The organism is Flavobacterium sp. NRK1 (assembly GCF_024054175.1).
In the GTDB taxonomy this organism is placed as follows: domain Bacteria; phylum Bacteroidota; class Bacteroidia; order Flavobacteriales; family Flavobacteriaceae; genus Flavobacterium.
This window is the reverse complement of the sequence record NZ_JAMXLA010000001.1, coordinates 3,406,993-3,419,731: the sequence shown is the minus strand read 5'-3', so window position 1 is coordinate 3,419,731 and position 12,739 is coordinate 3,406,993. Positions and strand designations below refer to the sequence as shown.

Annotated in this window: 13 protein-coding genes; 3 read left to right on the top strand and 10 right to left on the bottom strand. The window is 35.3% G+C overall.

Annotation, left to right across the window (positions count from 1 at the left end):
* Positions 1 to 14: 14 nt before the first annotated feature.
* Positions 15 to 995, bottom strand: coding sequence for a hypothetical protein (locus NHE85_RS15805; protein WP_252813106.1), 981 nt, complete (start codon positions 993 to 995; stop codon positions 15 to 17).
* Positions 996 to 1,104: 109 nt separating this feature from the next.
* Here NHE85_RS15805 and NHE85_RS15800 point away from each other — a divergent pair, with 109 nt between their 5' ends.
* Positions 1,105 to 2,232, top strand: a complete 1,128-nt coding sequence (locus tag NHE85_RS15800) for a cysteine desulfurase family protein (protein ID WP_252813105.1) — start codon at positions 1,105 to 1,107, stop codon at positions 2,230 to 2,232.
* Between the two features lie 45 nt (positions 2,233 to 2,277).
* On the opposite strand, the gene NHE85_RS15795 is transcribed toward NHE85_RS15800, so the two are convergent.
* The 6 genes from NHE85_RS15795 to truA form a co-directional block, all read right to left on the bottom strand.
* On the bottom strand, positions 2,278 to 2,970 hold the full coding sequence (locus tag NHE85_RS15795) for an OmpW family protein (protein WP_252813104.1): 693 nt from the start codon (positions 2,968 to 2,970) through the stop codon (positions 2,278 to 2,280).
* Positions 2,971 to 3,070: 100 nt separating this feature from the next.
* Positions 3,071 to 3,262, bottom strand: coding sequence for a hypothetical protein (locus NHE85_RS15790; RefSeq protein ID WP_252813103.1), 192 nt, complete (start codon positions 3,260 to 3,262; stop codon positions 3,071 to 3,073).
* Between the two features lie 116 nt (positions 3,263 to 3,378).
* Entirely contained in the window at positions 3,379 to 3,915 is a 537-nt protein-coding gene (locus NHE85_RS15785) for a nuclear transport factor 2 family protein (RefSeq protein WP_252813102.1), read from the bottom strand.
* Between the two features lie 124 nt (positions 3,916 to 4,039).
* Complete coding sequence (gene lpdA / locus NHE85_RS15780) at positions 4,040 to 5,428, bottom strand: dihydrolipoyl dehydrogenase (RefSeq protein ID WP_252813101.1); 1,389 nt, start codon at positions 5,426 to 5,428, stop codon at positions 4,040 to 4,042.
* A gap of 108 nt (positions 5,429 to 5,536) precedes the next feature.
* The gene (locus NHE85_RS15775; RefSeq protein WP_252813100.1) at positions 5,537 to 7,294 is read right to left on the bottom strand and encodes an ABC transporter ATP-binding protein; all 1,758 of its coding nucleotides are present in this window, start codon (positions 7,292 to 7,294) and stop codon (positions 5,537 to 5,539) included.
* A gap of 14 nt (positions 7,295 to 7,308) precedes the next feature.
* The gene (truA, locus tag NHE85_RS15770) at positions 7,309 to 8,043 is read right to left on the bottom strand and encodes a tRNA pseudouridine(38-40) synthase TruA (RefSeq protein WP_252813099.1); all 735 of its coding nucleotides are present in this window, start codon (positions 8,041 to 8,043) and stop codon (positions 7,309 to 7,311) included.
* Positions 8,044 to 8,253: 210 nt separating this feature from the next.
* Between truA and NHE85_RS15765 the strand changes: the two genes are divergently transcribed.
* Entirely contained in the window at positions 8,254 to 8,748 is a 495-nt protein-coding gene (locus NHE85_RS15765) for a metallophosphoesterase (RefSeq protein ID WP_252813098.1), read from the top strand.
* A 75-nt stretch (positions 8,749 to 8,823) separates the two neighbouring features.
* Here the strand turns inward: NHE85_RS15765 and NHE85_RS15760 are convergent, their stop codons facing one another.
* Positions 8,824 to 9,246 carry a DUF4293 domain-containing protein gene (locus NHE85_RS15760; RefSeq protein ID WP_252813097.1) on the bottom strand — a complete coding sequence of 141 codons (423 nt, stop codon included), beginning with the start codon at positions 9,244 to 9,246 and terminating at the stop codon, positions 8,824 to 8,826.
* Between the two features lie 187 nt (positions 9,247 to 9,433).
* Between NHE85_RS15760 and rho the strand changes: the two genes are divergently transcribed.
* Entirely contained in the window at positions 9,434 to 11,326 is a 1,893-nt protein-coding gene (gene rho, locus NHE85_RS15755) for a transcription termination factor Rho (RefSeq protein WP_252813096.1), read from the top strand.
* Between the two features lie 36 nt (positions 11,327 to 11,362).
* Here the strand turns inward: rho and NHE85_RS15750 are convergent, their stop codons facing one another.
* Together NHE85_RS15750 and NHE85_RS15745 are read right to left on the bottom strand one after the other, a co-directional pair.
* Entirely contained in the window at positions 11,363 to 12,028 is a 666-nt protein-coding gene (locus tag NHE85_RS15750) for a hypothetical protein (protein WP_252813095.1), read from the bottom strand.
* A gap of 33 nt (positions 12,029 to 12,061) precedes the next feature.
* Positions 12,062 to 12,721 (bottom strand): hypothetical protein, encoded by a 660-nt coding sequence (locus tag NHE85_RS15745; protein ID WP_252813094.1) that lies wholly within the window; start codon positions 12,719 to 12,721, stop codon positions 12,062 to 12,064.
* Positions 12,722 to 12,739 lie beyond the last annotated feature (18 nt).

Sequence of the window (12,739 nt, the reverse complement as noted above, 5' to 3'; positions counted from 1 at the left end):
CGAAGCGGGATTTTTTATGGGCTTGTTATATAAGTTCCGAATAAATAGCCATTATCTTCAGTTGTATCAACCACATCAGACAATATAAATACATCGTTTGTTGCAGTATTTAAGAAAGTAACATCATATAAATATATTTTGTGCTCAAATTCTCCTGTTGATTGTTCTGTAGTTACAATTTTTATATTTCCATTAGTTGCCTGCCATTGCTCAACTGACTTTGGAGTAACCGGTGCCTGAGAATCAGGATCGCATATTTTACTACGGGTTAAAGTGCCATCGTATAATGTGAATTTTAGTGTATTATCATCACTGCCGGCACCCAAAGCAATTTCTGTAGTACCACTGGTGTTTTGAAAAGTTCCATTAAAGTCATTAAAAGCTAATACTAATACTTCTTTACTTTTAGTAGTATAAATAAAGGTTGAAGTTTCGTCGCATTTCTGCACTATAGGATCTGCATCATTTTGTGAAAAATCAAAATCAAAATTGAAATCTTTATTTACACTGCCAAACGCATTATTATTTATAGTTATGGTTTCGTCTCCTTTACTAAAGGTGATATTTTGCAGCGTTATTACATGACTATATCCCTTTAATTTGCCATCTACTCTTCTTTCTCTGGTAATTACAGAAAGTGTTCCTGTTCCATTCCATGTTTCAGATGCTGCAGTTGTAGAAGTACAATAACTTGTTACTTTACTATTGTAATTTTTATAAGTAATTTTATTAGGAGCATCTCCGCCAACAGCAATAGTGTATGGGATATCATTTTTAGTTTCAGGATCTACTGTTGACCTGTTCCTTAATGATCCTTCTGCAAGTTTTAATTCTAGGATCTCAGTTTCATTTTGTTTATAAAATGTATTTATGTCTGTATTTGTACAAACATTTACTTCTGCATCAGTAAAATTAAATGTTTTAAAAGTTATATCACCATCATCACAGCCTGCTATAATTATAAGTATGGCAATGAGGCTAAAAATCTTTTTCATATGTGAGTATTTTAAACAAAAATAATGTTTTTAATCAGTTTTTAGAAATGTTTGTAAGCTATATAGCATAAAATAAAATGGTAAAATCTTTTTAAGTAATTTTGCACCAATGAAAAAAGCATATTTAGATAACGCTTCTACAACTGCTCTTCGACCGGAAGTAATAGAAGAAATAACGCACATACTTGCCGAAAATTATGGCAATCCCTCATCTACACATAGTTTTGGCAGAAGTGCAAAAGTTATTATAGAAACGGCACGTAAAAATATTGCAAGACAAATAAATGCAGAAGCACGTGAAATAATTTTTACATCAGGCGGAACCGAAGCAAACAACTGGATTATTTTCAGTGCAGTAAAAGCCCTTGGTATTAAGAGAATCATAAGTAGTAAAATTGAGCATCACTCTGTGCTTAATTCGGTAATTGAAGCAAAGAAACAGTTTAATGTTACGGTAGATTATGTGAATTTATTACCGGATGGCAGTATTGATATAACTCATCTGGTGCAATTACTCGATCAGGAAACTCCGACTCTTGTCAGCTTAATGCATGTTAACAATGAAACAGGAACAGTTTTGGATATTGATAAAATAGGCCGTATCTGTAAACAGCACAATGCTTACTTCCATACCGATACTGTACAATCTATGGGTAAAACAGCTTTGTATCTTCAAAATTTGTCTGTTGATTTTTTAGTTGCCAGCGCACACAAATTTCATGGGCCTAAAGGAGTTGGTTTTGCCTATATTAAAAAGAATATAACTGTTGAGCCTCTCATTTATGGCGGCGAGCAGGAAAAAGGATTTCGAGCAGGAACAGAAGCAATTCATCAGATAGCAGGAATGGCGAAGGCACTTGAAATTTCATGTCAAAATATGGAAGAAGAAACAAAGTATATAAGTTCATTGAAAAGTTATTTTATTGAACAAATGGATATTCATATGCCGGGATATAAGATTAATGGATATAGTGAAGACCTTTTCTACAATATTATAAATGTTATGCTTCCTTTACCTGATGAAAAAACATCTATGATATTATTTCATCTTGATATGCAGGGCGTAGCAGTCTCAAGAGGCAGTGCCTGCCAGTCAGGAAGTGTTAAACCTTCTCATGTATTGAAAGAAATACTAACAGGTGAAGATGTTAAGAAACCTTCTTTACGTATTTCTTTCAGTCATTTTAATACTAAAAATGATATTGACATGCTGATAGCTGCATTAATGACTGTATAAAATAAAAAAGCCGCCATGTGGCGGCTTTACAACATAAGCTACAATTTAGAACTTCATGCCTACACCAAAGCCAAATAGCCATGGGTCGATGTCCACTTCGGCCGGTATGCTAAGCTCCGGTGAAAGGTTAGAAGCATCTACGGTTACATCGGTACTAAGAAACAGTTTCTTAGCATCTATGTTTATAAAAAAAGTATCAGTTAGCATATAGTCTATACCTAATTGAAAAGCGTAGCCTACCGCATTTTCATATTCAATACCCTTTACAGTATTACCTTCTTTAGCATCATAAAAAATGGTGTAATTAATACCGGCTCCTACATAAGGCTTAAAGGCTTTATCTGCTAATGGATAAAAATGATACTGAAAAGTAAGTGTAGGAGGTAATAGCCGAACACTGCCAAGATCTATATTTGCTTTTGAAGGTCCCCCAATTGCTGAGATATCAGATCCGGTTGTGTTTACATCATGTTTTGATGTTCCTAAAATTAGTTCTGCTGCAAAATTTTTAGTAAAAAAATAAGTAAAGTCAAGTTCAGGTATAAATGTAGATGATATAGAAGCATCACCGCCAATTACATTTATATTGGCGCTTTCATCAGGAGTAACAGCTATACCCCGAACACGAACCTGCCATTTTTTAAGATCACGAGATAAATCTTGTTTTTCTGTTTGGGCAGATACTGTTGTTAGTCCTAATAATGTTAGAGCCAGAACAGATAATATTAATTTTTTCATGTGTATTTGTTTTTGAATTACAAGTCAAAAGTATGTAAGACAAAAACCACATTACCTGATATTAATCATGGTTTAGAAAATGTTTTTCTATTTTTCAGGTTTATTTTTTATTTTTTCTACCCCAGTTCTTCTGCATTTTTTTGTATGACTTTTTAGAAACTGTAGATTTCTTTTTAGACCGTGAAATTCCTTTATGCTTTCGGGCATTGATATTATTTACAAGCGAATTTTTAACGCCAAGTTTGTTCTTTTTTTCGCTGCTTTTTTTCGCCTTTTTCCTGAGTTTGCTCATAACGTGTTTTTAAATATTAAATATAGTTATGATTATAAACGATCAGTACTAAAGAGTCGTTAATTTCAAAATTAACAGATAGGATAGGATAGGATAGGATAGGATAGGATGTAAAGTTATTCCTCACGGTAAGCAGCCATATTTACTGCAGGTAAAACATCATTATCAGGTGTAAGTGAAAAAGAGATAAAATTAAACTTCCAGCTATTATCTTTTTTTATAAGATGAGAACACATCCTCCAGGGAATATTCTGTGTAAAAACAGCAGGATTAAACTGGTCAACTATAATAGCTCCATTACCATCGTCATCTAAAACTAACTCGCGCCTGTCAATAGTATATTCAATAGTTCCTATGGCAGGATTCAGTAGTTTTTTATTTAGATAATCGGTAAAACTTAAAGAGTTATATACTTCAGCAGGATCTGTACCCATATAAAAGCCTTCTCCGGTAAGGAGGTTTTTTATTTCCTCAATGTTCTTATTTTTAAATGCGGTGTGAAATTTATCTGCAACAGCAAATACTTCATCTTTAGCCTTTTCAGGAGAAGTAGTTTTTTCTTTATTAACAATAGTTTCGGTATCATTTTTACAACTACTTGCTAGAACAGATAAGAACAGGATAAATAATGAGAGGGTAAAAATTTTCTTCATGAATGGTTACAGGTTAATTCGTGCTAAAATAAGAATTAATTCAAATAAAAATCCGCTTTGATTGCTCAAGGCGGATTTTATTATAAATGTCGGTATATTGCCAATTATTACTTTCTGTGAAATACTATAAGTGAATAACTTCATCATAAGCAGCCGCAGCAGCTTCCATGATAGCTTCGCTCATAGTTGGGTGAGGGTGAACCGATTTGATAATCTCATGACCTGTTGTTTCAAGTTTTCTTGCAACAACGGCTTCAGCGATCATATCTGTTACACCAGCACCAATCATATGGCAACCTAACCATTCACCATATTTAGCATCAAATATAACTTTTACAAAACCATCAGGAGTGCCTGCAGCTTTGGCTTTACCTGAAGCAGAGAACGGAAATTTACCTATTTTAAGTTCATATCCTTTTTCTTTAGCCTGTTTTTCAGTTAAACCTACAGATGCTATTTCAGGAGTAGCATATGTACAGCCTGGTATATTTCCGTAATCTAATGGCTCAACATGTAAACCTGCGATTTTTTCAACGCAAAGAATACCTTCTGCAGAAGCTACGTGTGCTAATGCCTGACCCGGAACAATATCTCCAATTGCATAGTAGCCCGGTATGTTAGTCTGATAATATGAATTAACCAATACTTTATCCCTGTCTGTAGCAATACCTACTTCTTCAAGACCAATATTTTCTATATTAGATTTGATTCCTACTGCAGAAAGAAGAATATCAGCCTCCAGAATTTCTTCGCCTTTAGCAGTCTTAACTGTAGCTTTAACTCCGTTACCTGAAGTATCAACTTTCTCTACGGAAGAATTAGTCATGATCTCTATACCTGCTTTTTTAAGCGAACGCTCAAAATGCTTTGATACATCCTCATCTTCTACAGGAACAATGTTTGGCATAAATTCAACTACTGTTACTTTAGTACCCATAGAGTTGTAAAAATGAGCAAACTCAACACCTATAGCTCCTGAACCTACAACTATCATAGATTTTGGCTGTTCCGGCAGGTTCATAGCCTGACGGTAACCAATTACTTTTTTACCATCCTGAGGCAGGTTAGGCAGTTCGCGAGAACGTGCACCAGTAGCAATAATTATATGATCTGCACTAAGCTCTGTAGTTTTTCCGTCTTTAGAAGTTACATCAAGTTTTTTACCCGGCTTAAGTTTTCCGGTACCATCTATAACATCAATTTTATTTTTCTTCATTAAGAACTGTATTCCTTTGCTCATACCATCGGCAACGCCACGGCTGCGTGCAATAACAGCACCAAAATCTTTGTCAAATTCGTTTACGGTAAGTCCGTAATCTGAAGCGTGTTTCAGGTAATCAAAAACCTGTGCACTTTTTAAAAGTGCTTTCGTTGGGATACAGCCCCAGTTAAGGCATATACCGCCAAGGTTTTCTTTTTCCACAATTGCAGTTTTAAATCCTAATTGTGCTGCCCTGATAGCGGCAACATATCCGCCCGGGCCACTTCCTAAAACAATAACATCGTATTTCATCAGTGTATAATTTCTGTATTAATTTGTGCCTACGAAAGTAAGTATAAATTTGGTTATTCTAAAATGTTTATTAATCCTTTATAGGCTGTAATAAGCCCTTACCATTTATTATTCAGTTTCATTTTCTACAACAAACTGTGAATAATACAGGTTCTTATAATACCCTTCTGCACGGTTTATAAGATCATAATGTGATCCTGCCTCAACAATTTTTCCTTTATCCATAACTATAATCTTATCGGCATTTACAACTGTTGCAAGCCTGTGCGCTATAATTATAGATGTTCTGCCTTCAGTAATTTTATCTGTAGCATTTTGTATTAGCTCTTCAGAGTAAGTATCAATAGAGGATGTAGCTTCATCAAGTATCAGGATACTTGGGTTGCTTACCAATACTCTTAAGAAAGCGATAAGCTGTCGCTGACCTGATGACAACATAACACCGCGCTCTTTTACATTATAGTCATATCCTTCCGGCAGGCTCATAATAAAATCATGAACCCCTATATCTTTTGCGGCAGTAATAACCGTTTCACGCGTAATTTCAGGGTTATTAAGTGTTATATTATTCAGTATAGTATCAGCAAATAAGAAAACGTCCTGTAATACAATACCTATTTGCTTTCTAAGGCTTTCAAGTGTAAATTCATTAATATCGGTTCCGTCAATAGTAATTTTTCCGCTGCTTATTTCATAAAAACGGTTAAGCAGATTAATAATAGTTGATTTACCTGCTCCTGTAGCCCCAACAATAGCAATCGTTTCTCCTGCTTCTATTTTTAAGTCTATGCCTTTAATTACCTCTTCGTCTGCTATATAACTAAAATGTACCTTTTTAAATTGAATTTCACCTTTAAAATGCCCTGCTGTAACAGTTCCTGTTGTCTGCACCAGGTCTTCCATTTCAAGTAATTCAAAAACCCTGTCCGAAGCTACAATACCCATTTGCATCTCGTTAAACTTATCTGCAATCTGGCGCAACGGATTAAAAAGCATTCCTATATACATTATATAGGCGAACATGTCGCCAGGCTCGGTAATAGTATCACCGCTAACAATACTAATACCCGCATACCATATAACTACACCTAAGGTTAATGATGATATAGTATCGGCAATAGGGAAGAAGATAGAGTTGTAAAGGATATTTTTCTGCCAGGCATCATTATGCTTTTTATTTATTTCCTTAAATTTTTCATACTCGATGTCTTCACGGTTAAAAAGCTGAACTATGCGCATACCTGTAACACGCTCCTGAACGAATGTATTTAGATTTGCTACCTGTGTACGAACTTCTTCAAATGCACCTTTCATTTTCTTCTGAAAAATTCGGGTAGCATATACCAATACAGGCATGGCAAGCATAACTACTAAGCTTAGCTTCCAGTTCATGTAAAACATAAATGTAAGGATAACAAGCATCTTCAGCATATCACTGATTATCATGAACAGCCCCTGGCTAAATATTTTTGAAATAGATTCGATATCAAAAACTGTTCTTGTAACCAGTCTTCCTACAGCCTCATTATCAAAAAACTTCATTCTAAAGCTATTTATGTGCATAAATAACTTTTCACGAATATCTTTTACAATATCCTGTCCCAGCCAGTTAGCCAGATACACAAAGTAAAATTGAGACAACACTTCAAGCATTAAAACAATACCCATAAGGGTTACATAAAAAACAAGTCCTGATGTATCTTTAGGAATAAGATAAGCATCAACAGTCTGCTTTAGCAGGTAGGGCCTTGCTGCAGCAAATAAAGAAAGAAATATTGAGGATAATATTACCCATACAAAACGGGCTTTATAAGGTTTTGCAAACTGCATTACCTTTTGAAACGATGTAGATTTTATGGCTTTCATATCAATTTATCGGTTTAAAGGTACGGATAAATTACTTTTGTAAGATATAATCCGTGAGCAGGAACCGAAAAACCTGCTCTGTTTCTGTCGCGACTTTCTATAATATCTTTAAAGTCGTTTATAGTTATTTTTTCCATCCCTACGTTAACCAAAGTGCCTACAATGGCACGCACCATATTTCTTAAAAACCGATCAGCGCTAATAGTAAATACCAGTTTATTGCCATTTTGTACACAGTATGCTTCTTTAATATCACAGTTAAATGTTCTTACATCGGTATGTGTTTTTGAAAAGCATTTAAAATTGGTATAATTAAAAAGCTGCTGAGCTGCTTCGTTCATTTTTTCTACATTAAGGCTGTTAAAGTTATACCAGCTTCCTTCATTGTCAAAAGCATCTTTAAAGGTATGTATATGGTATTCATAAGTACGGCTTACAGCATCAAAACGAGCATGGGCACCGTCGTGTAATGGTATAATATTATAAACAACAATATCTTTTGGTAAAAACGAATTAAGCCTTTGAATAAGTTTTGCCGTATCTCTAATCTCTTCATGATCAAAGTGCGCATACATTTGGCGGGCATGTACACCGGTATCTGTCCTCCCGGCTCCAGTAACGTCTATTTCTGTTCTTATGAGAGTTGAGAGTGCTTTGTTTAATGTTTCCTGTACTGATGGGCTGTGCGGTTGATATTGCCAGCCACAATAATTTTTTCCGTTATATGCAAACTCTATAAAATACCTCATAAGGCTGCAAAGATAAGAATAAGCTACGAAGTAGCAGAGTAGCTCAGTTGCAAAGTTTGTGGAATTAGAAGTTTCAAAGCAGCAGTATTTTGCTGTTAAAAATTTGAGTCTAAATTTTAAAGTGTATTGTACATAATTGACTTGTTTACTTTGAAACCTCCTGAAAACTTTGCAGCTTTGTAACTCTTACACTTTTGTAACTATAAAAAAATGACAAAAATTCTCCTGCTTAGCGATACTCACAGTTATATAGATGATACAATACTGAAATATGTACACCAGGCAGACGAGGTTTGGCATGCAGGGGATATTGGCGATCTTTCGGTAACGGATACTATTAAAAAAGAAAAGCCATTGAAAGCGGTCTATGGTAATATAGACAGTAATGAAGCCCGTTTGGAATTTTCGTTAAATAATCGTTTTATGTGTGAAGGTGTAGATGTATGGATAACCCATATAGGCGGATATCCGGGAAAATACAATCAGGCAGTAAGGGAAGAATTAAATCTTAACCCGCCTAAACTTTTTATTTGCGGACATTCACACATATTAAAAGTTCAGTTCGATAAAAAATTAGGGTTGCTTCATATGAATCCGGGAGCTGCGGGTATTAGCGGTTTTCATCAGGTGCGTACAATGTTGCGGTTTGAAATTGAAGGAGAAAAAATTCAGAATCTTGAAGTAATAGAGATAGGGAAGAGATAGTATAGTCAAATAATACAAAAAGCCAGACCGTATGGTCTGGCTTTTTTAACGCACTAATAAACTAAGTTAAAAGGTTTATCGTAATCGGTCTACTGATTTTACGAGATCTTCGTCCTTCTTGATAGCTTTATTGGCTAAGCTTAAAAAAACGATAGAAACAATAGGAAGAAGCAATCCAATACCCTTCTCTGAAACCACCTTTTCAGGATCTGTTTCTCCGGATAAGTTTAGTACCCTAATTATAAATAACCCTAATAAAATTAAATTTAATATTATGTTCAGCCTGCCCATTACAAACTGATTTTTTCTTTTTTTATAAGTAAGTATACTTACAATACTTAATGTTGTACTAAAGGCAAACAGCATTACAAAAGAAAGATCTCTTATAAAGTAATAGTTTTCACCCGTTTCAGTAACACCAATTGGCAATACAAATGGTAGTACTCCCGTTGCTATAAATGATATAATTAGATATACTGTTTGTATTCGTTGTAACATTTTTGCTTTATTTGCTGTACAAAAATATGCTTTCTTTTTAAAAAATACTATTGCATAGTAAAAATAAATTTGTAATATTGCAGTACCAAAATCATAACTGCTTCATTCTGAAGTAAAGGGGTAACCCTAAAAATTGCATCCACCAAAACATTACCATTACACTATTTAATTTAACCAAAAATTTTTCATGTTTGATATTTCCGAACTAAAAGAAATGAAGCTTCCTGAGCTTCAGGAAATTGCAAAAAAGGCAAAAATAAATAAATACAGAGGTCTTAAAAAAGATGAATTGGTTTACCAGATACTGGATCATCAGGCTGCTAACCCCTCTACTATTAAGCCTCTTTTTGAAGAAGCTGTTCCTGCACCCACTGCAGTAACAGAGCAGCCGGCTGAAAAAACTAAAAGAGCACGAATAGCTCCTGATAGTGCTAAAAAAGATTCTGCAATTAAAAAAACAGAACCTGCTAAACCGTCAACGGCAGTAACGAAACCTGTAGCTGATAGTGAAGCTGAAAAAAAAGATACTGCTGCAGCTAAGACTAAACCAGAATTTAAAAAACCAACAGCCAAAGCAGATGCTGGTGAAACTGAAACAGCCTCAAAAGCAGCTGATATATCTGCTAAAACGGCTGGTACGGATAAAGAAACTCCTGTAAAGGAAGAAAATCGAAAAAGAAATATTCCTGCAAAAGATAATGCGCAGGCAAGGCAAGCTGCCGCAAGTGCCGAAACAAAGGCGGCACCGGGAAACAGGCCACAGAAACCTCAGCTTAGTGAAGAAGAAAGGCTTGCACAGATTGAAAGGGCTAATGCCAACAATCCTAACCATCCCAGTTATAAGGGCAACCTTAATAAGGAAAACGGATCTGCAGCACAACCCACAGTCGCTGCTGCCCAGCCTGTAGCTGCACAAAATACACCTCAAAATAAAAAACAAAATTATCGCGAACCTGATTATGAGTTCGATGGAATTATAGAGAGCGAGGGTGTTCTTGAAATGATGCCTGACGGATACGGTTTCCTTAGATCATCAGATTACAACTACCTTGCATCTCCGGATGATATTTATCTATCAAATTCTCAAATTCGTCTTTTCGGACTGAAGACTGGTGATACTGTAAAAGGTGTGGTTCGCCCGCCTAAAGAAGGTGAAAAATATTTCCCTCTTGTAAGAGTTTTAAAAATTAACGGTCATGATCCGCAAGTTGTTCGCGACAGGGTGTCTTTTGAACACTTAACGCCGCTTTTTCCTGAGGAAAGATTTAATCTTGCCGATAAACAAAGTACTATATCTACAAGGATAATAGATTTGTTCTCACCAATAGGTAAAGGACAAAGGGGAATGATAGTTGCCCAGCCGAAAACAGGTAAAACTATGCTTCTTAAAGATATAGCCAATTCTATTGCGGCTAATCATCCTGAGGTATATTTAATTGTTCTTCTTATTGATGAGCGCCCTGAAGAGGTAACAGATATGCAGCGCAGCGTTAGGGGTGAAGTTATTGCTTCTACTTTTGATGAGCCTGCAGAGCGTCACGTAAAAGTTGCTAATATAGTGCTTGAAAAAGCAAAACGTTTAGTTGAATGTGGTCATGATGTAGTAATTCTTCTTGACTCTATAACACGTCTTGCAAGAGCTTATAATACAGTTCAGCCTGCATCGGGTAAAGTATTAAGTGGAGGTGTTGATGCTAATGCACTTCAAAAGCCAAAACGTTTCTTTGGTGCTGCACGTAATATTGAAGGGGGAGGTTCTTTAAGTATTATTGCAACTGCACTTACCGATACAGGTTCTAAAATGGATGAAGTTATCTTTGAGGAATTTAAAGGTACAGGTAATATGGAACTTCAGCTTGACAGGAAAATTGCTAATAAGCGTATATTCCCGGCTATTGATCTTACCTCTTCAAGTACGCGAAGAGATGATTTATTACTTGACGAGAAAACAATACAACGTATGTGGATAATGAGGAAATATCTTGCTGATATGAACCCTGTTGAAGCTATGGACTTTATTAATGAAAGATTCAAGAAAACAAGAAACAATGAAGAGTTTCTTATATCAATGAATGATTAAATTATAAAAATGCCCCGCATATTGCGGGGCATTTTTTTATTCACCTTTCTGATCGTCTTCTTCTGCTTTTTTCCTTGCCGATTCAATATCTGCAATTTCAGTATCGCACAGATCATTATAATATTCTACAATGTCCATTAACGTTCTTACATTAAAAACATTACTGTTCAGCCTTTCAATAATACCGGGGCATTCATAAAAATAACTAGCTATTTTTCTTTTGCTTCCGCCAAAAGCAGTTAGTTTTGTTTCATTTTTTCGCTTAACCCTCAAGTACTTTTCATCAGGTATTGGCAGAGTACCTTCATCTTCTTTGGCAGGTTTCATTTTCCATGCTTCCATAGCGTCTGCATAGAGATTAACCTCTCCTGAAACTAATAATTCCAAAAGATAATATTCTGAAACATTAAAGGTTTTTATTTCAACATACTCAAAAGTTCGGGGAAACTCAAAGTCAGTAAATACGACTTTAGATACAGATTCTTCATCCCATGTATCGGCTTCCTCGTCTTTAGATACCCTGAAAACAATTTTATCCTGTGGCATGCCATAAAAAGATTCTTTATCGAACTTTAGGGTTGCATACCCACTAATGTCTGTGCCGTCAAGAAAATAAAGTATTGCTTTGTGTTCCTGTGCGGTAACCGGTAAAAATACAAGTAAAAAAAGAAGTGGCAGGTATTGTAATAATAAACGTCTCATAAGTTTAGTTGGCTTACAGACAAATATACTACACTATTCTTTTATAACCATTACAGTTGCTTTAAATCCTGTAGCTAAATTCCACTGATTGGATAACAGCTGATCTTCTTTATCATCATAAACACTGAACTGAGCCGTATTAGGCCCTGAGGTACCCTGATTCATTGCTTCAAAATCAATCTTGTTAAATCCAGGCTGAAGCATTATTTGTAAAGCTTTTGTATTATTTGTAAGTGTAAATTCAGGAATTACAACACGGTCATTAACAAGAACTCTAATCCTGTCGCCATCTTCAAGTCCGTAATCTGCGGAAAGTATATTTAAATATCCGGATTTTGTACGTATTTCTCCAAAAGACTGATTACCACGATATGCTTCGTTTGATTCTCCTTTTCGCTGTACGCTGGCATTTACTTTCTCCTGAAATTCTGTACCACGGTTAACAAACTCGTCTTTTTTAATCATGCTAAAATTACTTTCTTCTTTAAAGTCAGATGAAGAATAATTTTTTTTAGGAGGAGTTATAGGTGAAATTACATCAGCTTTTGCAGGAAGGGTAGGAGATGCCGTAGTTGTAGTATTGCTTTTTGGTATGGAAAGTCCTCCCATTGGGTTATCTATCTGTGCGAACATACATGTTCCCGAAAGTATCAGCGTAAAAATAAAAAAGTATCTGGTATATATGTATCTCATAATTTTAAAGCTTTGCCT

Bases quoted from the DNA above. Each gene is read 5' to 3' on its own strand.
- rho (WP_252813096.1), top strand. From the start codon at position 9,434: ATGTTTGATATTTCCGAACTAAAAGAAATGAAGCTTCCTGAGCTTCAG.
- NHE85_RS15745 (WP_252813094.1), bottom strand. From the start codon at position 12,721: ATGAGATACATATATACCAGATACTTTTTTATTTTTACGCTGATACTT.
- NHE85_RS15765 (WP_252813098.1), top strand. From the start codon at position 8,254: ATGACAAAAATTCTCCTGCTTAGCGATACTCACAGTTATATAGATGAT.
- NHE85_RS15750 (WP_252813095.1), bottom strand. From the start codon at position 12,028: ATGAGACGTTTATTATTACAATACCTGCCACTTCTTTTTTTACTTGTA.
- NHE85_RS15785 (WP_252813102.1), bottom strand. From the start codon at position 3,915: ATGAAGAAAATTTTTACCCTCTCATTATTTATCCTGTTCTTATCTGTT.
- NHE85_RS15775 (WP_252813100.1), bottom strand. From the start codon at position 7,294: ATGAAAGCCATAAAATCTACATCGTTTCAAAAGGTAATGCAGTTTGCA.
- truA (WP_252813099.1), bottom strand. From the start codon at position 8,043: ATGAGGTATTTTATAGAGTTTGCATATAACGGAAAAAATTATTGTGGC.
- NHE85_RS15800 (WP_252813105.1), top strand. From the start codon at position 1,105: ATGAAAAAAGCATATTTAGATAACGCTTCTACAACTGCTCTTCGACCG.
- NHE85_RS15805 (WP_252813106.1), bottom strand. From the start codon at position 995: ATGAAAAAGATTTTTAGCCTCATTGCCATACTTATAATTATAGCAGGC.
- NHE85_RS15760 (WP_252813097.1), bottom strand. From the start codon at position 9,246: ATGTTACAACGAATACAAACAGTATATCTAATTATATCATTTATAGCA.
- lpdA (WP_252813101.1), bottom strand. From the start codon at position 5,428: ATGAAATACGATGTTATTGTTTTAGGAAGTGGCCCGGGCGGATATGTT.
- NHE85_RS15790 (WP_252813103.1), bottom strand. From the start codon at position 3,262: ATGAGCAAACTCAGGAAAAAGGCGAAAAAAAGCAGCGAAAAAAAGAAC.
- NHE85_RS15795 (WP_252813104.1), bottom strand. From the start codon at position 2,970: ATGAAAAAATTAATATTATCTGTTCTGGCTCTAACATTATTAGGACTA.